Here is a 20,277-nt window from a genome sequence, read left to right as displayed (position 1 = left end):
AATAGCAATGATTATTCATTCAGAGCCAAACTTTTTTATTAATTTTGCACCCTAAACAAAAAATACGCAAAAAGGAATGGGTGGTTTTTTTGGAACAGTCTCAAAGGCTGAATGCGTCACCGACTTATTTTACGGGACGGACTATAATTCACATTTAGGAACCAAAAGAGGTGGTTTGGCTACGTATGCCCAGGGAGAGGGCTTCATGCGTTCTATCCACAATTTGGAGAGTTCTTATTTCCGCACGAAGTTTGAATCTGAACTTCCGAAGTTCAAAGGGAACTCGGGTATCGGCATCATCAGTGATACAGACCCGCAACCTATCGTGATTAACTCGCATCTAGGCAAGTTCGCCATCGTCACAGTAGCTAAAATCAATAACATTACGGAATTGGAACGCGATTTGCTGGCAGCTAATATGCACTTTTCTGAAATGAGTCTTGGTAAAACGAACCAGACGGAGCTGATTGCATTGCTTATTGTGCAAGGAAAAAATTTTGTAGATGGTATCGAGAATGTCTTTAATAAAATCAAGGGATCATGCTCCATGCTGATACTGACGGAGGACGGCATTATAGCTGCACGGGACAAATGGGGGCGTACTCCGATTGTGATAGGTAAAAAAGAGGGTGCGTATGCTGCGACAAGTGAATCGAGCAGTTTGCCGAATCTGGATTATGAAATAGAGAAATATGTAGGACCGGGCGAAATTATCCGCTTGCGTGCCGACGGGATGGAACAAATGCGCAAACCGAACGAGGGAATGCAGATTTGTTCTTTTTTGTGGGTATATTATGGATTCCCGGTTTCATGCTATGAAGGCAGGAACGTAGAAGAAGTCCGTTTTATGAGTGGCTACAAAATGGGGCAGAAGGACGATTCGGAGGTGGATTGTGCCTGCGGTATCCCTGATTCGGGAGTAGGTATGGCACTGGGATATGCTGAAGGTAAAGGAATTCCTTATCATCGTGCCATTGCCAAGTACACACCCACATGGCCCCGTAGTTTTACTCCTGCCAATCAGGAAATGCGTTCACTGGTGGCGAAAATGAAACTGATACCCAATCGTGCTATGCTGGAAGGTAAGCGCGTGCTGTTCTGTGATGATTCTATAGTGCGCGGGACCCAGCTTCGTGATAATGTGAAAATCTTATTTGATTATGGTGCCAAAGAGATTCACATGCGCATAGCTTGTCCTCCATTGATTTATGGATGTCCTTTCATTGGTTTCACTTCATCAAAAAGCGACTTGGAATTGATTACCCGCCGGATGATCAAGGAGATTGAAGGTGATGAAAATAAGAATCTGGAGAAATATGCGACAACAGACTCGCCGGAATACAAGAAAATGGTACAGATGATTGCTGACCGATTCGGATTGAGCTCATTGAAATTCAATACTTTGGAAACGTTGGTCGAGGCGATAGGATTACCAAAGTGTAAGGTCTGTACCCATTGTTTTGATGGTTCCAGCAGCTTCTGATAGCAAAATAATAAAATATTAATGAAAAAGAGCCGTGAATTGTTTGGCAATTCACGGCTCTTTTCCTATTTTTACAGGCAAGTATGAATGTTAAAACAAAAAGAAATATGACAGTAATAGAACGATTCTTAAAATATGTAAGCTTCGATACTCAGTCTGATGAGAATAGCGGAGTTACCCCCAGTACGCCGAAGCAGATGGTATTTGCACAATATTTAAAATCAGAATTGGAGCAATTGGGCTTTCAGGAAATCTCTTTGGACGAGAACGGTTACTTGTTTGCTACATGGCCGGCCAATACGGATAAGCCGGTTCCTGCCATCGGATTTATTGCCCATATGGATACCAGTCCCGATATGACGGGCGCGGGAGTCACTCCACGCATTGTCTATGGTTATGACGGGTCGGATATTATACTATGTGAGGAAGACAACATTATACTTTCACCCCAACAATTCCCCGAATTGCTGGATCATAAAGGAGAGGATCTTATTGTAACCAATGGTAAAACATTGTTGGGAGCTGACGATAAGGCAGGTATTGCCGAAATCATCTCAGCTATGGTATATCTGAAGGAACATCCTGAAATCAAGCATGGAAAAATTCGTGTAGGATTCAATCCAGATGAAGAAATAGGCTTGGGTGCGCATAAATTTGATGTGGAGAGATTCGGATGCGAGTGGGCATATACGATGGATGGTGGTGAAGTGGGAGAGCTGGAGTTTGAAAACTTTAATGCCGCTTCTGCAAAAGTGATTATTAAGGGACGCAACGTGCACCCAGGATACGCCAAGGATAAAATGATCAACTCTTTGCGTGTGGCTAATGAGTTTGTAGCTTTGCTGCCTACAGATGAAGTGCCCGAGTGTACTGACGGTTATCAGGGATTCTATCACTTGATTGGCATGACGGGTGAAGTGGAGCAGACTGTCATTTCTTATATCATTCGTGATCATGACCGTGCCAAGTTTGAGGCACGCAAGGAAAATATGAAAAAATGGGTGGAAATCATCAATAAAAAATATGGAGAAGGCACCGTTACATTGGAACTGAAGGACCAGTATTACAATATGCGTGAGAAAATTGAGCCAGTGATGCATATCATTGATATCGCTTTCAAGGCTATGGAAGAGGCGGACGTGACACCTAAGGTGAAGGCTATCCGTGGTGGAACGGATGGTGCGCAGCTTTCATTCAAGGGACTGCCTTGTCCCAATATTTTTGCCGGTGGCTTGAATTTTCATGGCAGATATGAGTTTGCGCCCATCCAGTCTATTGAGAAGGCCATGAAAGTGGTGGTAAAAATCGCTGAACTGGTAGCAAGATAAGTAGAATTTATTAACCTTAAAATAGTAAAGCAATAACATGAAAACAACTCCGTTTACCGAAACACACATTGCCCTGGGGGCGAAAATGCACGAATTTGCAGGTTATAATATGCCTATTGAATATTCGGGAATTATTGACGAACATCTCACCGTATGTAATGCCGTAGGTGTTTTTGATGTATCCCACATGGGCGAATTTTGGGTGAAAGGTCCCGATGCGTTGGAGTTTCTGCAGCAAGTGACTTCAAACAATGTGGCAACTTTGCCTGTCGGTAAAGCGCAATATACTTGTTTCCCTAATGAGGAAGGAGGCATTGTCGACGACCTGTTGGTATATCACTATGAACCCGAAAAATATTTGTTAGTGGTAAATGCAGCCAATATTGAGAAAGACTGGAACTGGTGTGTCAGTCATAACACAGTGGGTGCGGAATTGGAAAACGCATCCGACCGTATGGCGCAGCTTGCCATTCAGGGGCCAAAGGCTATGGAGGTGTTACAAAAACTGACTCCGGTCAACTTGTCCGAAATTCCTTATTATGCTTTTACCACAGGTGAGTTTGCCGGTCAGAAAGATGTGATTATTTCGAATACCGGCTATACCGGTGCAGGTGGCTTCGAGCTTTATTTTTATCCCGAAGCCGGTCAGGCTATCTGGAAAGCGATTTTCGAAGCGGGAGCTCCCGAAGGAATTAAACCTATCGGACTGGGTGCGCGTGATACCTTACGTTTGGAAATGGGCTTCTGTCTGTATGGCAATGATTTGAGTGATACCACTTCTCCGTTAGAAGCAGGATTGGGCTGGATTACCAAGTTTGTTGAAGGAAAGAATTTCACTTCACGCGCTTTACTGGAAAAGCAGAAAGCCGAAGGCCTGAAACGCAAACTGATTGCTTTTGAAATGGTAGACCGTGGTATTCCCCGTCATGGTTATGAGCTGGTCAATGCCGATGGAGAGAAAATTGGTGAAGTAACCAGCGGCACCATGTCTCCGATACGTAAGATCGGTATCGGTATGGGGTATGTCCAGACCGCTTACACAGCATTGGGTTCTGAAATATTTATTGATGTGCGTGGACGCAAGCTGAAAGCTGTGGTAGTAAAGGCACCGTTCAGAAAATAAATCGGAAGCCGGAAAAGAGAACATTGATAACGAAAAAACGCGGATATTCAGATTTCATGGATACCCGCGTTTCCTTTAATATGACCGGCCGATATAAAAATCATATACATTTACTGTCATTTCATTTCCGCAAAAAACAGCCTTTAATGCAAAATTAATGATAGAATGAAGGACGTGATACATAGATAATTCTTAATTTTGCAATCAAAAATCTATTAGCTATGTCTGAATTGGCTCCATTGATAAGTGATTTGGCTTTGATTCTGATCTGCGCCGGTGTCATGACGCTCGTCTTTAAACGGTTGAAGCAACCTCTTGTTCTCGGCTATATTGTAGCCGGTTTCCTGGCAAGTCCCCATGTTCCTCTTACTCCGTCGGTCATTGATGTGGCCAATATCCATACATGGTCGGAGATTGGTGTGATATTCTTGTTGTTCGCTTTAGGATTGGAATTTAGTTTCAAGAAATTGGTGAAGGTAGGGGGGACGGCGGTCATTGCGGCGTGCACCATTATATTCTGTATGATACTGGTCGGGATGTTTGTAGGGTGGTCTTTCGGATGGAAACACATGGACTGCCTGTATTTGGGAGGTATGCTGGCCATGTCCTCCACGACTATTATCTATAAGGCTTTTGATGATTTGGGGCTGAGGCAGCAACGGTTTGCCGGCTTGGTTCTCAGTATTCTGATCTTGGAAGACATATTGGCCATTGTCTTGATGGTTATGCTGAGCACAATGGCGGTAAGCCAGAATTTCGAAGGCAGTGAGATGGTATATAGCATTGCTAAACTATTATTCTTCCTTATATTATGGTTTGTGGTAGGTATTTATATCATCCCCACCTTCTTGAAGCGTTCCCGCAGGTGGATGGCGAATGAAACATTGCTGATCGTTTCGCTGGCATTGTGCTTCGGTATGGTGGTTGTGGCGGCCAAGGTTGGATTCTCGGCTGCATTCGGAGCTTTTATAATGGGCTCCATTTTGGCGGAAACGGTGGAAGCCGAGAATATAGAGAAGCTGGTGGCTCCTGTTAAGGATTTGTTTGGAGCCATTTTCTTTGTATCTGTGGGAATGATGGTAGATCCTGCCATGATTGTGGAATATGCATGGCCCATTGTGATCATCACGTTGGCCATTCTGCTTGGGCAGGTTATTTTTGGTACGGGTGGCGTGATTTTGTCGGGGCAGCCGTTGAAGGTTGCCATGCAATGCGGTTTCAGCCTGACCCAGATAGGTGAATTTGCGTTTATTATCGCTTCGCTGGGGGTAAGTCTGAAAGTAACCAGTGATTTTCTGTATCCTATTGTCGTGGCTGTTTCGGTCATTACCACATTTCTGACTCCGTATATGATACGTCTGGCGATACCTTCTTATAATACAGTAGAGAGACACCTGCCGGACAAGTGGAAGAAAATGCTTGAGCGTTATTCGTCGGGATCGCAGACGGTGAACCATGAAAATAATTGGAAGAAGCTGCTGGTTGCCATAGCCAGAATTGTGGCTGTTTATTCCGTGCTGTGTATAGCTGTGATTACGCTCTCGTTCCATTTCATTATTCCATTGTTCCGGGCTAGTCTGCCTGTCTTTTGGGCGAATTTGGCAGGAGCTGTTTTTACTATTGCCTGCATCGCACCTTTTCTGCGTGCCATTATCATGAAGAAAAATCACTCTATAGAGTTTCAGATGTTATGGCAGGATAACCGTTTCAACCGGGCTCCTTTAATCTCTACCATTCTGCTCCGTATAATGATAGCTGTGATGTTTGTGATGTTTGTCATAGAGAAACTTTTTCAAGCTTCCACAACTTTGCTGGTCGGTATAGCCGTCGTCCTGGTAGGTCTGATGATGTTCTCGCGATGGCTGAAGAAACAATCTATCTTTATGGAGCGTACATTTATTCAGAATCTGCGTTTCAGAGATGTACATGCCGAGTTTACAGGGCAGAAACGTCCTGAGTATGAAGGACATTTGTTATCCCGCGATTTGCATCTCTCGGATTTCGAGATACCTGCTGATTCCTTATGGGCGGGACATACATTAAGAGAATTGAATTTGGGGCATAAGTACGGAGTGCATGTGGCATCTATCATCCGTGGCATGCACCGTATCAATATACCCGGGGCGAATGTACGCCTGTTCCCCGGTGATACCATACAGGTGATCGGTACGGATGAGCAATTGGGCGAGTTTGCCCGTCAGGCGGAAAGAGTATCCTCTGCTGCCGAGGAGGAAGACTTGGAAAAGCGTGAAATGAGTCTGAAACAGTTCGTTATAGATCGTAGTTCGCTCTTCTTGGGTAAAAATATCAGAGAAAGTGGTATCCGGGATGAGTACAGATGCCTGGTGGTAGGCGTCGAGAAAGAAGACAGCACACTGATGACCCCTGATATCAATGTACCTTTTATGGAAGGAGATGTGGTATGGGTAGTAGGCGAACGGGATGATGTGTACCGTTTATTGGGAAAAAAAGAGAAAGAGGAAGAATAATTAATTTTAATAAATAAGAAAACCATGAAAAGTGATCCTAAAGATTGTCTGTATTGTCAGAACAATGAAACATTGCACAATTTAATGATTGAAATCGCACCATTGAGTGTCTCACGTGTATTTCTGTTTAAGGAACAAACCTATCGCGGACGTTGTCTTGTAGCTTATAAAGATCATGTAAACGACTTGTTTGAGCTGAGTGATGAGGAACGTAACGCATTTATGGCGGATGTTGCCCGTGTGACTCGTGCCATGGACAAGGCTTTCCATCCTGAAAAAATAAATTACGGAGCGTATAGTGACAAACTTTCTCACCTGCACTTTCATCTGGCTCCCAAGTATGTGGACGGGCCAGATTATGGAGGTGTGTTTCAGATGAATCCGGGAAAAGTTTATTTGACAGATGCGGAATATCAAGAGATGATTGAGGCCATCAAGAAAAATCTGTAGTAGCGGAGTCATTCATAGATAGTGATTAATGGTTAGTGATTAATAGCAGCTGCATACATCCGCAGGCACTAACCGTTAATCACTAACCATTGATCCCTATTTATTCTTTTTCTTCGAAATCGAATTCAAAGTCGAAGTCATCGTCACCGAAATATTCAGGAGTAATAAACTCTTCCATGCTGCGGCGGTCTTTTTTAGTGGGACGTCCTGTTCCGCGGGCGCGGTCAACAAAGCCACTGATTTTGCTCATTTCCAGCAATTCATATTGTTCCGGAGTCGTTACATTCTCCAGTATTTCAGGCACCAATTTGGCTCCTATACGTTTTTCTATTGCCTGTAAAACTTTAAAAGAGTATGTGACAGGCGGTTTCTTTACCTGTATCACTTCTCCCGGTTTTATCATTCTCGATGGCTTCACCTGAGTGCCGTTGATAAAAACCCGTCCTTTCTTGCATGCTTCGGCGGCAATAGTGCGGGTCTTGAAAATACGTGAGGCCCATAGCCATTTATCAATTCTTGCTTCAGCCATTACTTTTTATTGTATTGGTTCATTGTTATACTGATGCCTGCCAGGCAAAAACTCTTGATTATGTCGCAAGCCATCGCTACGCGTTCGTCCATGGTCTTCAAATCTTCATCAGTGAAGTGCCCTAATACAAAATCTATCTGTCCGCCACGGGGGAAATCGTTTCCGATGCCGAAGCGTAGACGGGCATAATCCTGTGTGCCCAGCGTAGCAGCTATATGTTTCAAACCATTGTGTCCGGCATCGCTGCCTTTTCCCTTCAGGCGCAATGTACCGAAAGGAAGGGCGAGGTCGTCCACTACTATCAACACATTTTCCAACGGAATGTTTTCTTTCTGCATCCAGTAGCGCACCGCATTTCCGCTCAGGTTCATGTAAGTGGACGGTTTCAGCAGGATAAGCTGGCGTCCTTTGAGCGGGAGGGTGGCAGTAGCTCCATAACGTCCGTCGGTAAAAACAAGATTGGACGCCTTTGCGAGGGCGTCCAATACTGTGAATCCTATGTTGTGACGGGTATTTCGGTATTCTTCACCTATATTACCCAGTCCTGTAATCAAATATTTCATTGATAAGGATTAAAGGGTTATTAATTATTTGCCGGCAGTTGCAGCAGCACCACGAGCGGCACGAGTCAATTTCACTGCACAAACAACAGCTTCTTTAGCGTTGATCAATTCCAAACCTTCATAGCTTAATTCGCCCACTTTGATGGTTTTGCCCAAGCCCAAAGAAGTTACGTCAATAATCAGACGTTCAGGAATTACATTGTATAAAGCTTTCACTTTCAGCTTGCGCAACTGCAATGCCAGTTTACCACCGGCGCGTACACCTTCTGCCAAACCTTCCATCTGGACAGGAACTTCCATAACGATAGGTTTAGCTTCATCAATCTGATAGAAGTCAACGTGAAGGATTGCATCTGTTACAGGGTGGAACTGAATATCTTTCAAGATAGCGTTTACTATTTTGCCGTCAATGTTCAAATCTACAACGTAGATGTGCGGTGTGTATACCAAGTTGCGGAGACCTTCGGTAGGAACAGAGAAATGAGTGGCTACGGGCAAACCGTTTTCGTCTTTCTGTACTCCGTACAATACACAAGGAACACCATTGTTCTTACGCAATTCATGAGTTGCTTTCTTTCCTACGTCTGATCTGACAGAACCTTTAATTTCAATTGATTTCATTGTTTTTTAATTTTTTGTGTTACTCTAAATTAAGTTGATTTGATTGCTTAATTCGCCATCACACGATGTGGTATATCACACGATGAGCTTGAAAAAGCGGTGCAAAATTACTGCTTATTTTCGACTTGACAAAAAGAAAGCACAAGTTTTTTATCATTGTGCTTTCTTTATCCGTTGGAATCAGAAGTCGATATCTATTTTAATTTCATTCGGACTGAGCGGTTTGTGTGCGTCTTCGGCCGTTTCCTCCTCCTCATTTTCGGTGTGATGCGGTTCGATAGGTCCCTGCTCTTCGGCAATGAACTGTATGGCCTGCTGTAAGCCGCTCATGAACTTCTCAAAATCTTCTTTATATAGAAAAATCTTATGTTTTTCGAAGCTTACTTGCGAGTCATCACCTTCTCCCGAAACAATTTTCTTGCTTTCGGTTATAGCCAAAAACATTTCATCCTTCCGGTTCTTCTTCACATCTAAATAATAAATACGCTTTCCGGCCTTAATTGCTTTTGAGAAAACAATTTCTTTGTCACCATCCACTACACTTTTCTTTTTATAATCTTCCATAACTTGAATATCTTTATAAATCGGCTTCAAAATTGGACATTTTTTTTAAATGGACAAAGGATTTGCGGATAAACTTCGATGAAAAAAGCGATTTCGATAGTCCGATGTAATTTTTACATTAAAAAATGTAATTATGTTATGTGAAATCAATGAAAATACCTACTTTTGCAACTCCTAAATAATTTTATGTGAATTATGATAAATAGAGTTCTTATTCGTCTTAAGATAGTTCAGATAGTCTATGCTTATTATCAGAACGGAGGCAAAAACTTGGATACAGCGGAAAAAGAGTTATTTTTCAGCCTTTCTAAAGCGTATGACTTATACAACTATCTGCTCCTTTTAATGGTAGAGGTTACTAAACAAGCTAACAAACGACTGAATGCTGCGAAAAACAAACTGATCCCTACTAAGGAAGAATTGTTTCCCAACACTAAATTTGTAGAAAACCGCTTTATTGCACAGCTGGAGGTGAACAAACAACTGCTGGAGTTCTCGAACAATCAGAAGAAAACTTGGGAGAACGAAACAGATTTCGTAAAGAATTTATGTGATAAAATCTTTGAAAGCGATATATATAAGGAATATATGGCCAGTGAAACTTCTTCGTATGAAGAAGACCGTGAATTGTGGCGCAAGCTATACAAGAACATTATTTTCACTAATGTCGAACTGGATCAAGTTTTGGAAGACCAAAGCCTGTATTGGAATGATGACAAGGAAATAGTGGATACCTTTGTGCTGAAGACCATCAAGCGTTTCGATGAAAAGAATGGCGCAAAGCAGGAATTGCTGCCGGAATTCAAGGATGAGGAAGATCAGGACTTCGCACGCCGTTTGTTCCGTCGTACTATATTGAATGCCGATTATTATCGACATCTGATTAGTGAGAATACAAAGAATTGGGATTTGGACCGTGTGGCTTTCATGGATGTGATCATTATGCAGATCGCTTTGGCTGAAATCCTGAGTTTCCCCAACATCCCGGTCAGCGTCTCACTGAACGAGTACGTAGAAATAGCCAAACTGTACAGCACACCGAAAAGCGGTGGCTTTATTAACGGAACGTTGGACGGAATCGTTAATTCATTGAAAAAAGAGAATAAACTAACAAAAAATTAATATCTTTGTTTGTTATTGAAGAATAACAACATTATAAACTAAAAAACATAGAAAGTATGAACTTATTATTTGTATTTCTGCAGGCAGGGGCTGGAGGAGATTACTCTTTCCTGATTATGATGGTAGCCATTTTCGCTATTATGTACTTCTTCATGATTCGTCCTCAGAATAAAAAACAGAAAGAAATTGCTAATTTCCGCAAGAATCTGGAAGTGGGTCAGGAAGTGATTACTGCCGGTGGTATATACGGAAAGATAAAAGAAATAGAAGATAATACAGTTGTTCTGGAAATAGCATCAGGCGTTAAGATTAAAATTGATAGAAATTCTATCTTCGCCAATGCTGCATCCAATCAACAGAAGTAAATGACATAACAACATGTTCGACAAAAGGAACATACGCGTTTACTATTTAAAGACTTTAGAGAGAATCAGAAGCTTCCTGCTTAGCCGTAATAGCAGGGAGTTCCTGATTTTCTTGTTTTTTGTATTTGTATCTTTCTGCTTCTGGCTGCTTCAGGTGCTGAATGATGACTATGAAACGGAATTTTCCGTTCCGTTACGGTTGAAGAATGTACCCAGTGATGTGGTGCTGACGTCCGAACTTCCTGATGAATTGCGTATCGGTGTGAAAGACAGGGGAACCGTATTGGTTAACTATATGCTGGGACAGACATTTTATCCCATTGTTGTGGATTTCAAGGACTATGAGGATAAGGGGAACCGTGTCGGGATTCCGGTTTCGGCCTTGATGAAAAAGATCTCGGTCCAGTTGAACCAGACAACGAAGTTGCTGACCATACGGCCGGATACCGTAGAGTTCATTTATACAAAAGGAAAGGCAAAGAAGGTGCCCGTAAGATTGCAGGGCAAGGTAGCTCTGGACCGCCAGTATTATATCTCGGATATCATTTACTCGCCGGATTCAGTCATGGTCTATGCTCCTCAGGAGATTTTGGACACCATTACGGCTGCTTATACACAGGCATTGAGTTTTGAGGATGTGACAGATACCATCCGCCGCAGGGTGAATCTGGCCGATGTGCGCGGAGCGAAATTCATTCCCTCTTTTGATGATGTGACTTTGTTGATAGATATCTACGCCGAGAAAAGTGTGGAGGTGCCTATACGTGGCATCAATTTTCCGCCCGACAAAGTGCTTCGTACTTTTCCTTCCAAGGTACAGGTGACTTTTCAGGTGGGCTTGAGCCATTTCAAGTCCATCACTTCCGAGGATTTCTTTATCGGGGTGACATACGAGTCCTTGTTGAATAATAAGGGAGAGAAATGTCCCGTCAATCTCAAATCCATTCCCCGATATGTGAACCACGTCCGTTTGAATCCCAAGGAGGTGGATTATTTGATAGAACAACGAATTAAATTCAATGATTAAGATAGCGGTTACCGGTGGCATCGGCAGTGGAAAATCATACATTTCCCATTTGCTGGAGGATATGCATATCCCTGTGTATAATGCGGACAATGAGGCGAAACGCCTTACGGCTTCTGATGCCGGCATTCGTGGGGAACTGATTGCGTTGTTGGGTGAGGATGTTTACAAGGGCGGCCTGTTGAACAAGCCGTTGCTGGCTTCTTATCTGTTTTCCGCTCCGGCGCATGTGCTCCAAATCAATTCTATTATCCATCCCCGGGTGCGGAAAGATTTTGCCGCATGGGTGGAACGTCAGCAAAAGTGTGAGATAGTGGGCATGGAATCGGCCATTCTGTATGAGGCCGGTTTTCAGGATACGGTAGATGCGGTAGTAATGGTCTATGCACCTGTGGATCTGCGCATACAACGTGCCATGTATCGTGACGGAGCCAGCGAGGAGCAAGTCCGGGCCCGTATTGCCGCCCAGATGGATGATGAAGAAAAGCGCCGGCGGGCCGATTTCACGGTGGTGAATGACGGAGTGCAATTGCTCATACCCCAGTTGAACAAGATAGTGGAACAATTAAAAACCGAAAAATTCGTACCATAAATTTGGGAGTTTCATTGGTGAATTGTACTTTTGTTCCCTCAAACCATAAATATAAAATAGAATAGTATGTTAAAGACCATTTTATCAATCGCGGGTAAACCGGGATTATATAAATTGATTTCTCAAGGAAAGAACATGTTGATTGTAGAAACAGTCGACGCGGCTAAGAAAAGAGTTCCTGCTTATGCTCATGACAAAGTTATCTCATTGGCGGATATTGCTATGTACACCGATGCGGAAGAGGTGCCTTTGAGCGAAGTGCTGGAAGCGGTAAAGAAGAAAGAGAATGGAGCGGTTGCTTCTATCAATTATAAAAAAGCATCAGCCAATGAGTTGCATGCTTATTTTGCAGAAGTTCTGCCGAACTATGACCGTGACCGTGTACATAACGGAGATATCAAGAAACTTATTTCATGGTACAATATTTTGGTAAACAATGGCATTACCGAATTTGTAGAAGAAGTTCCGGCTGAATCTGCTGATGAAGCGAAAGAGGAGAAAGCTGCTGAATAATTGAAGCAAAGCGTTATAAGAAAAAGCCCGTCAGGTGGATTATGAACCTGACGGGCTTTTTTTATCCTGTTTAAATAAAATCTTTAGCGGTTCCGGCATCTTGTTTCTCCGCCAGTTGGGAAGACGCATGACTTTTTGGAGTCCCAGCGCATTGTCTGTGTTGTTATCACGAACTTGCTTTTATTCATACTTCCGATACAATAATTTTTTTGGCCAGCCCTAAATAAAATGTGGCGTGGTCCTGAATTTGAGACATTAGGTATAGTAACGCTTTCACGGCATGACCCGCAACTTAATGATAGCGGTTCTACATACACCAGAATATCATTAATGAATAATTGATAAGTGCCCCTCTTTGTACTTTCGTAGCTTTCCCCCTTGAAAGCTATTCTTTGTACGCATTGTATTACCATTTGCTGTAGGGGCGACATCCAGTCACCCGAATGCATCCACAAATACACTTTTCAGAGTGTTATTGTGCGCATTCAATGCGCCACTACAGTGGACGAGAGCGTGATTTATCTCTTAGCCTGGCGGCTACGGGCAACCCGTGTATAGCAAAATGATAGCAGATATTACTTTTGAGCACCCTCTACTATGCATGAAGACGCTGAAATTCTAGTTTCCGTCATTTCCCGAATTGTAACGCTATACCCAATGAAGCGTACATCAGACTACTCTCGAACATCGATTGATATTCATCCGGATCATTGCGTGGAAAGAGGCGTTGCAAAAGGAGAAAATGAAATCATAAAGCAACTTTAAAATGAGCGGATTATTCTCTGGAATAGCGATATATGGTTGTTTCTTGCTAATAGCCTGTGTGGTTGCCTTGATAGGCTATCAACTAAGAAAGATGCCCGAGAGGAAAGGACATTTTTAGTAGTCTTCGATCTGTATATTGAGTATTTCCACCAATGTGTGAAAATCGTCACCGAAGCCATTATAACGTTCATAAACCTTTTTAGCAGTCACAAAACTATCTTGCACTCAATCGTTGTTCCTTTTAAAAATATGCCCTTTTTTCAAAAAATGAAGAAATAATTTTCTATTCTATTAATAAATCCGTACCTTTGTCACGTTTTCCAAACCAAAGTTTCTGTAAAGGAGCGATGAGATGGTGGAAAATATACATATATAGAAAAGACGTTTACTTGACGTTTTGTTCTTGGCGATTCGGAATCTCGCAAATTTTGATCACTGCCAGAATAAAGCAACAGTAGGTGTCTGCGGGATATGTTTATATCCTTGGTGCATCTATGCTAGTCAAAGATGTATTCAAGTGTCATTATACATATCGGCGTGGGCTTCTGCGTTGCTCGTTCAGCAGTGATGGGCAATGCGAGAGCCTCGAATCGTGGGACGAGTAACAAGTACAGATTCCCGCGCTTTTTTATATATATAGGTATAATAAATATCTGATTTAACACATAAGAACCATCCGGTTCGGGAATCTGCGGAAGGTCATCGGTTGACCCGACAGGCTGCATCTACATAGTGCGGATTCCAATCCTCCATCTATTGAAATAGCTTTTTTGGTCGACCTAATCACAAGAGGCCGATTCCTCTTGTTTTTTACGAAACTATTCGTAACTAATTGAATTGCAGATAAGTATCTGTGCTTCAAAGCTCCATGACTATGTCTTCAAGTGAAAAAATGCAATGGTTTGCCATGCGTGCCACCTACCGCCGGGGGATGCAAATCAAAGAAATATTGGATAACCAAGGAATCAATAATTTTATTCCTATGCGTTTTGAAGTTCATATAAAGAACGGGCGCAAGAAGCGTGAACTGGTTCCTGTTATCAGTGATTTGATATTTGTCCATGCTGTTCAGTCTGAACTTCAGAAAGTGAAGTTCAAGCTACCTTATCTTCAATATATGATTGATTTCCGCAACGGACAGAAAATTATTGTGCCCGATGATCAGATGAGGCAGTTCATCGCCGTGGCAGGAACGCATGACGAGCATCTTATTTTTTTCAGTCCCAGTGAGGTGAATCTGCGTAAAGGTACGAAAGTCCGTATTACAGGCGGTGACTTCGAGGGTTACGAGGGAGTGTTTGTAAAGGTGAAGGGTGCGAGAGATCGCCGTGTGGTTATCAGCTTGCAAGGGGTGATAGCCATGGCCATGGCAACGCTTCCGGCAGATTTGATAGAAGTGATTTAAACAAACCCCTGTATATAATAATGTGTAGAACCACATCCATGCCGTCCGGCATCCGTCTTCAGCAATTGATTCAGAATCAGCATATCAAGATACTGAGCAGGGAAAGACAGAACGAGCTGTTTCTTCATCTGTATGACATTGGCGCGTATTGGGTGGCTTTCGAGCGTTCCGCCTGCCGGCTGAGTGGCATCTTCCGTCAGTGTGAAATCACGCTCTTCCGTGTCCCTGCCTGTCCGGAGTACGTGGTGATGGCTTCCGTTCCTTCCGGTGAGGTGGAGGGGTATTTTTATAAAAACAAGTTTTTACGTGACGGGATTTATCGGAAAGTGCAATCTGATCATGCCTTGTCGATGCGGGATTATCGTCACTGGCGTGAGTCTGCTGTGGAGTCTGTGTTGTTGTAAAAAAAGTATGTGGACTTGCTTTGCCTGCGGACATATATTACTTTTTTCAGTGGGGTATGGTCATTCATAATGCTTCATGGAGAATAACCGAAAAAATCCTTTAAAAGTTTCAGCCTTCTCGCAAACGCCCTGTTCATTGGCATTCCGGCTGAAGGATTGGCATTCCGGAATCCTTCAGCCGGGGCTGTGCTCATCCGGTTTTCGGAGGAGTGGTTGTCCTGAAGGATATTTTTCGTCTGAAACATTTCATTGTGCATAACTTTAAGCCGGGATGCCGATGAACAGGGCGCTTACGGAGTGGCTGAAACATCTGAAGGAAAAATAAGGCGTTTTAGCATGTAGATGCCGTTATGAAAAGAAAACAGGTCAAATCTTAAAAAGTTCTTGTTCTTTTCAGAAAAGGATAGGACGTTTGAAAGGTTAATAACATGTATGCCCACATATTACTAATGTGTGGACTATAAGATTACTAATGTTACAGGTGAATGATTACTAATGTTGCAGATATATTATGCGGTCGGGAAATAGAATTATATTGAATACCTTGATACTTTATGTGAAAATGGTTCTTTCTATTCTGCTAGGGCTGTTTTCAACCCGTTTGGTATTGAAAGCATTGGGAGTGGAAGATTATGGTATTTATAATTTGGTGGCAGGGGTTGTGTCTATGTTATCTTTTTTGAATACCTCGTTGGCGACTTCCACTCAGCGTTTTTTATCAATCTCTTTAGGGAAAAATAATAAGGTACTTTTATCGGAAGTTTTTTATTATAGTCTGGCTTTGCATCTTCTAATCGGTGTAGGGGTGGTTTTACTGGTCGTTTTTTTAGGTGGATATGGCATTCAACATATATTGTCCGTTCATCCGGATAAGAGAGGTGAGACTTTGATAGTGTTATACTTTTTAAGTGGAAGTGTGTTTTTTTCCATATTGTCAGTTCCCTATGTAGCTATTCTTGTCAGTCGGGAAAATATGTTGTTGCTTTCCATTCTTGAAACAGTTGAGTCGTGCCTCAAATTGTTGGGAGCGATTGTTTTGTTATCATACCTGGGTAATAGATTAATTTTATATGCGGCTGTAATTGCTGCGATTATGTTTACCTCGTTTATTCTGAAAGCTATTGTATGTCAGTGTAAATATCGTGAAACACGAATTACTTTGCAATCATTGACTGATATTGGTTTGGTGAAAGAATTGATGTTTTTTACCGGATGGTATACGTTTGCGTCATTGGGTAGCATAGGAAGATTTCAAGGTTTGCAGGTGTTGCTTAATCTTTTTTACGGAGTGGTAACGAATGCAGCCTATGGGATAGCCAATCAGGTGAATGGACTGATGCAGTTCTTTGCAACTACCATATTGCAGTCCGTAAGGCCTCAGATAATGAAAAGTGAGGGAGCGCACGACAGGGAACGGGTTGGCAGACTCTCACTTACAGCCTGCCGTTATATGTTTTTTCTTTGTGCGCTTTTTTCTATTCCCTTGATATTGGAAATGCCTTATGTGCTGCATCTTTGGCTTGACAATCTTCCAGAATATACAGTAGGCTTTTGCAGGCTTGTATTATTGTCCACCATGTTATATATGATTACTTCGGGATTGTCCACCGCCGTTGATGCGACAGGCAATATCAAGTGGATGTACATTTGTTTGGGATGTCTGCATGTTTTGAATCTTCCTGTAGGTTATTTATTATTGTATTATGGTTTTTCCGCATATAGTGTGTTGTGGCTGGTGGTTTGTGAGGAAATGATTTGTATGTGTGCCAGGATTGGTTTGGCCAGATATATTGTTGGCATATCTGTGGATGCAGTACTCAAAAAGGTGATACAGCCTATTATGATAACGACTGGTCTGACTCTGTTCATTGGAGTAATCATCGTCTGCTCTTTGGAATCAAGTTTTATGCGTTTGGTTGTCACGTTTATGTCCTGTATGGTTGCATCTCTTGCATCTATTTGGCATTACGGGGCAGAGCAGCCTGAAAAAGAACGTATAAAATCTATAATCTATAACATAAAATATAAATTAGTAAAGTGATATGATACAATTGGTCAATCGTCTGTTCTCACGGTTTGAGCGGTTCTGTTTTCATAACAGGATACGTTTTTTTAAAACTTTGTATATTAACTTTAGGACACTTCCGTTTTATCAGGCTGTAAGGTTCCCTATTGTTATATATGGGCCTGTAGGGTTGTATAATCTTGGCGGAAATATTGAGATTCGTGGTGCTGTCAGAAGAAATATGATAAAGCTAGGATACAAACAGGGTTTTTTCTCCGGTTCTAAAGGATGCAGTATGATTCTGCTTGCTCCCGAAACAAAATTAATATTCAATGGACCTTGTATGTTTGATTTGGATTATGCGATTAGAATTACGGGAAAAGGTGTAGTAAATATTGGATCCTACATAGGCTTTGGCAGTGATACCAAGATATATTGTGAAGAGTCTATAACTATCGGAGATTATTGCCGGATTCCTTTTGGAAGCTGCTTTATGGATACGAATTATCATTATTCCATTCATATGGAGTCTGGTGAGGTCCATAGGAAAAGCGCGCCTGTTGTTATAGGGCGTTATAATTGGATTGGGAATACCTCCACAATCATGAAAGGTACGGAAACTCCGGATGGAACAGTTATAGCATCTAAAAGTTTCTTGAATAAAAATTATAGAGAGCTGGGTAGTGGAGAAAAAAATCTGTTATTAGCCGGATCACCGGCTAGGATAGTTCAAAGAAATTGTACAAGAGTTCTTTCGTTAGAAATGGAGTCTAATTTAAATAAATGGTTTGCTGCAAATCCTGAACAAAAGGTCTGTTCTGAAAAACAATTGCTGGATGACTGCCGGAATGATATCCAATATTGTAAATCGTTTTAATAAAAAACAATATTGTGCTTGTTAAGAAAATAGTAAAGTTTGTCATTCTTCGGTTACAGTATTGGAACAAGGTGCGATTCCCTTTTTCTGCTGATGTTTCGTTTGGATCTACATTTGAAGGAATGAGTCGGATTTATAAAAATACCGTATTCCATGGTTCTTTGGGATTGGGATCCTATATATGTGACAATTGCAGGTTAAGTGCTCGGATAGGTCGGTTTACCAGCATTGCTCCTTATGTACGCTGTAACAATGGGAGGCATCCTTATCTGTTCCCCTTTGCAACTACTTCGCCAAATTTTTTCTCGCTTAATCCAGACCATAATCAGAGCGGTTCTACTTTTGCCACCCGCCAAATGTTTGATGAGTTGGCGTTTGTTGATATGGAAAAAACGATATCTGTGGAAATAGGCAATGATGTCTGGATAGGCGAAGGCGTTTTTTTGGTGGGGGGCATTTGTATTGGGGATGGGGCAGTGGTGCTTGCCGGTGCTGTAGTGACAAAAGATGTGCCACCTTATGCCATAGTCGGTGGTGTGCCCGCTAAGGTTGTCAGATACCGCTATGATGAAGACACTATCCTTTTTCTGCTTGGCATCAAATGGTGGAATAATTCCCCGGAATGGTTCCGGGAACATTGGGATTTGTTGTGTGATATTGAGAAACTGAAAGCGTATTATCATAGATGTTTGTATTGAGCTGAAAATTATCTGTAGATACAGCACCTGGTTCTGATTTCCGGAAGGGAGTATATGCTGATGGGTATGTTTGAAATGCATAATGGTTACGTTTTTTTATCGGTTGAATAACTATTTTTTCTGGGAGAATACGGCGGGTAAGCCGGACGGTTTCTTGGTACATGCTAAGTCTGTTCTTGGAACAAGCCTATTCTGTTCGCTGTACATGCTATGCTTGTTCACCGGAAAGTGCTGCCTTGTCCGCTGCATCCTCTTGACGCTGCAAAGATGCAACCCGACAAAATCGCAGTGTCCGTCTATGTCCGTTTATGTCCGTCTAGCGGAAAAAAACTGTGCTGCGACAACTATCTGCCTTTTTCCGGTGCGGTTCTGTGGAGGGTATAGAGGCTTATTTTATAACTTATATAAATATAATACTTATATATTCTTTCCTTTAAAGGTAAGTACTATAATTCTTAGTATTATAAATGTTGTAAATATACCCTCCATATCCTCCACTAATAGGGATGCACAGATATGGAAGTATATTTAATTTAGTTTACATGTAAAGATGGCGTGATCAACGCTGCCAGTATAACGATAGATGCTTTTAAAAGATAAACTCTAATGCAAGATCAAGTATTGATAAGTGTCGTTACGGTATCCTATAATGCCGTTTCGACCATTGAGCGGACTATTCTTTCTGTCATAAACCAGACTTATCCTCACATTGAATACATCATCATTGATGGGGGAAGCACGGATGGAACAGTGGATGTTATTAAGAAATATGCGGATAAAATTGCTTATTGGGTGAGTGAACCTGATAAGGGGATTTATGATGCAATGAATAAAGGAGTTGCTGTTGCTACGGGTGAGTGGATTAATTTTATGAATAGCGGTGATTGTTTATATGAAAAGGATACAGTTGAAAAAATTTTAAATAAAAATAGCACCATCAATAATGTTTCTATTATATATGGAAAAACCATGAAGCAATTTGAAAAATATTGTACAATAGAGATACCCCCTGCAATATCTAAAATTAAGAAAAGATTACCATTTTGTCATCAATCATCTTTTATTAAATTACAATTGTTGCAAATGCATCCTTATAATACAAATTATAAATTAGTGGCCGATGATGAGTTTTTTTATTCTATGTATATGAATAATGTAAATTTTCTTTTCATAGATGAAATTATTTCCAAGTATGATGCTTACAGTGGTGTGTCGAGTTGTAATATCAAACAAGCATTATGTGAAAATTATCAGATAAGGGGTAAGTCTAATAACACTTATTTTTTATTTGTTGTTTATTTCCCTCTTTTGTTAAGGAAAATAATAAAATCCTTTTTGATATTTATTTCAAAATAAT

Annotated in this window: 20 protein-coding genes and 1 pseudogene; 16 read left to right on the top strand and 5 right to left on the bottom strand. The window is 41.6% G+C overall.

Features of this window, described 5'->3' with window-relative positions; genetic code table 11:
- Positions 1-76 precede the first annotated feature (76 nt).
- From ACYQ0C_RS12570 to ACYQ0C_RS12550, 5 genes are all read left to right on the top strand, one after another.
- On the top strand, positions 77-1,483 hold the full coding sequence (locus ACYQ0C_RS12570; RefSeq protein ID WP_016278003.1) for an amidophosphoribosyltransferase: 1,407 nt from the start codon (positions 77-79) through the stop codon (positions 1,481-1,483).
- Positions 1,484-1,590: 107 nt separating this feature from the next.
- Positions 1,591-2,811, top strand: a complete 1,221-nt coding sequence (gene pepT, locus ACYQ0C_RS12565) for a peptidase T (protein ID WP_016278002.1) — start codon at positions 1,591-1,593, stop codon at positions 2,809-2,811.
- A gap of 37 nt (positions 2,812-2,848) precedes the next feature.
- The gene (gcvT, locus tag ACYQ0C_RS12560) at positions 2,849-3,934 is read left to right on the top strand and encodes a glycine cleavage system aminomethyltransferase GcvT (RefSeq protein WP_016278001.1); all 1,086 of its coding nucleotides are present in this window, start codon (positions 2,849-2,851) and stop codon (positions 3,932-3,934) included.
- 221 nt (positions 3,935-4,155) lie between these two features.
- A complete protein-coding gene (locus ACYQ0C_RS12555; RefSeq protein ID WP_016278000.1) occupies positions 4,156-6,423 on the top strand; it encodes a cation:proton antiporter domain-containing protein in 2,268 nt (755 codons plus the stop codon).
- A 24-nt stretch (positions 6,424-6,447) separates the two neighbouring features.
- Complete coding sequence (locus ACYQ0C_RS12550; protein ID WP_005852253.1) at positions 6,448-6,873, top strand: HIT family protein; 426 nt, start codon at positions 6,448-6,450, stop codon at positions 6,871-6,873.
- Between the two features lie 100 nt (positions 6,874-6,973).
- On the opposite strand, the gene ACYQ0C_RS12545 is transcribed toward ACYQ0C_RS12550, so the two are convergent.
- The 4 genes from ACYQ0C_RS12545 to ACYQ0C_RS12530 form a co-directional block, all read right to left on the bottom strand.
- The gene (locus tag ACYQ0C_RS12545) at positions 6,974-7,402 is read right to left on the bottom strand and encodes an RNA-binding S4 domain-containing protein (protein ID WP_016277999.1); all 429 of its coding nucleotides are present in this window, start codon (positions 7,400-7,402) and stop codon (positions 6,974-6,976) included.
- Positions 7,402-7,965, bottom strand: coding sequence for an aminoacyl-tRNA hydrolase (gene pth / locus ACYQ0C_RS12540; RefSeq protein WP_016277998.1), 564 nt, complete (start codon positions 7,963-7,965; stop codon positions 7,402-7,404). Before pth ends, ACYQ0C_RS12545 begins: the two co-directional genes overlap by 1 nt.
- A gap of 24 nt (positions 7,966-7,989) precedes the next feature.
- Entirely contained in the window at positions 7,990-8,586 is a 597-nt protein-coding gene (locus ACYQ0C_RS12535; RefSeq protein WP_016277997.1) for a 50S ribosomal protein L25/general stress protein Ctc, read from the bottom strand.
- Positions 8,587-8,766: 180 nt separating this feature from the next.
- The gene (locus ACYQ0C_RS12530) at positions 8,767-9,150 is read right to left on the bottom strand and encodes a PUR family DNA/RNA-binding protein (protein WP_016277996.1); all 384 of its coding nucleotides are present in this window, start codon (positions 9,148-9,150) and stop codon (positions 8,767-8,769) included.
- Between the two features lie 195 nt (positions 9,151-9,345).
- Here ACYQ0C_RS12530 and nusB point away from each other — a divergent pair, with 195 nt between their 5' ends.
- The 5 genes from nusB (at position 9,346) to ACYQ0C_RS12505 (ending at position 12,766) form a co-directional block, all read left to right on the top strand.
- Positions 9,346-10,272, top strand: coding sequence for a transcription antitermination factor NusB (gene nusB / locus ACYQ0C_RS12525; RefSeq protein ID WP_016277995.1), 927 nt, complete (start codon positions 9,346-9,348; stop codon positions 10,270-10,272).
- Positions 10,273-10,328: 56 nt separating this feature from the next.
- Positions 10,329-10,637: a preprotein translocase subunit YajC gene (gene yajC / locus ACYQ0C_RS12520; RefSeq protein WP_016277994.1), complete on the top strand. Its 309-nt coding sequence runs from the start codon at positions 10,329-10,331 to the stop codon at positions 10,635-10,637.
- 13 nt (positions 10,638-10,650) lie between these two features.
- Positions 10,651-11,664, top strand: coding sequence for a CdaR family protein (locus tag ACYQ0C_RS12515; protein ID WP_016277993.1), 1,014 nt, complete (start codon positions 10,651-10,653; stop codon positions 11,662-11,664).
- On the top strand, positions 11,657-12,253 hold the full coding sequence (coaE, locus tag ACYQ0C_RS12510) for a dephospho-CoA kinase (protein ID WP_016277992.1): 597 nt from the start codon (positions 11,657-11,659) through the stop codon (positions 12,251-12,253). The genes ACYQ0C_RS12515 and coaE overlap by 8 nt, the downstream gene beginning before the upstream one ends.
- 66 nt (positions 12,254-12,319) lie before the next feature.
- Positions 12,320-12,766 (top strand): DUF5606 family protein, encoded by a 447-nt coding sequence (locus tag ACYQ0C_RS12505; protein ID WP_016277991.1) that lies wholly within the window; start codon positions 12,320-12,322, stop codon positions 12,764-12,766.
- An 882-nt stretch (positions 12,767-13,648) separates the two neighbouring features.
- On the opposite strand, the pseudogene ACYQ0C_RS12500 reads toward ACYQ0C_RS12505, so the two are convergent.
- A pseudogene (locus ACYQ0C_RS12500) lies at positions 13,649-13,750 on the bottom strand (site-specific integrase); the annotation flags it as partial.
- A gap of 655 nt (positions 13,751-14,405) precedes the next feature.
- On the opposite strand from ACYQ0C_RS12500, the gene ACYQ0C_RS12495 reads away from it, so the two are divergent.
- From ACYQ0C_RS12495 to ACYQ0C_RS12470, 6 genes are all read left to right on the top strand, one after another.
- Positions 14,406-14,936 (top strand): UpxY family transcription antiterminator, encoded by a 531-nt coding sequence (locus tag ACYQ0C_RS12495; protein ID WP_016277989.1) that lies wholly within the window; start codon positions 14,406-14,408, stop codon positions 14,934-14,936.
- Positions 14,937-14,956: 20 nt separating this feature from the next.
- A complete protein-coding gene (locus tag ACYQ0C_RS12490) occupies positions 14,957-15,340 on the top strand; it encodes a hypothetical protein (RefSeq protein WP_025077201.1) in 384 nt (127 codons plus the stop codon).
- A gap of 562 nt (positions 15,341-15,902) precedes the next feature.
- Complete coding sequence (locus ACYQ0C_RS12485) at positions 15,903-17,381, top strand: MATE family efflux transporter (RefSeq protein ID WP_167330615.1); 1,479 nt, start codon at positions 15,903-15,905, stop codon at positions 17,379-17,381.
- A 1-nt stretch (position 17,382) separates the two neighbouring features.
- Positions 17,383-18,222, top strand: coding sequence for an acyltransferase (locus tag ACYQ0C_RS12480; RefSeq protein WP_016277986.1), 840 nt, complete (start codon positions 17,383-17,385; stop codon positions 18,220-18,222).
- Positions 18,223-18,236: 14 nt separating this feature from the next.
- Positions 18,237-18,920 carry a CatB-related O-acetyltransferase gene (locus ACYQ0C_RS12475; protein WP_016277985.1) on the top strand — a complete coding sequence of 228 codons (684 nt, stop codon included), beginning with the start codon at positions 18,237-18,239 and terminating at the stop codon, positions 18,918-18,920.
- 606 nt (positions 18,921-19,526) lie between these two features.
- Positions 19,527-20,276 (top strand): glycosyltransferase family 2 protein, encoded by a 750-nt coding sequence (locus ACYQ0C_RS12470; protein WP_016277983.1) that lies wholly within the window; start codon positions 19,527-19,529, stop codon positions 20,274-20,276.
- Position 20,277: the final 1 nt, after the last annotated feature.

The sequence above is a fragment of the Phocaeicola sartorii JCM 17136 = DSM 21941 genome (assembly GCF_054653615.1).
The sequence above is the reverse complement of the archived record's forward strand: the minus strand, read 5'-3'. Positions and strand labels throughout refer to the sequence as shown.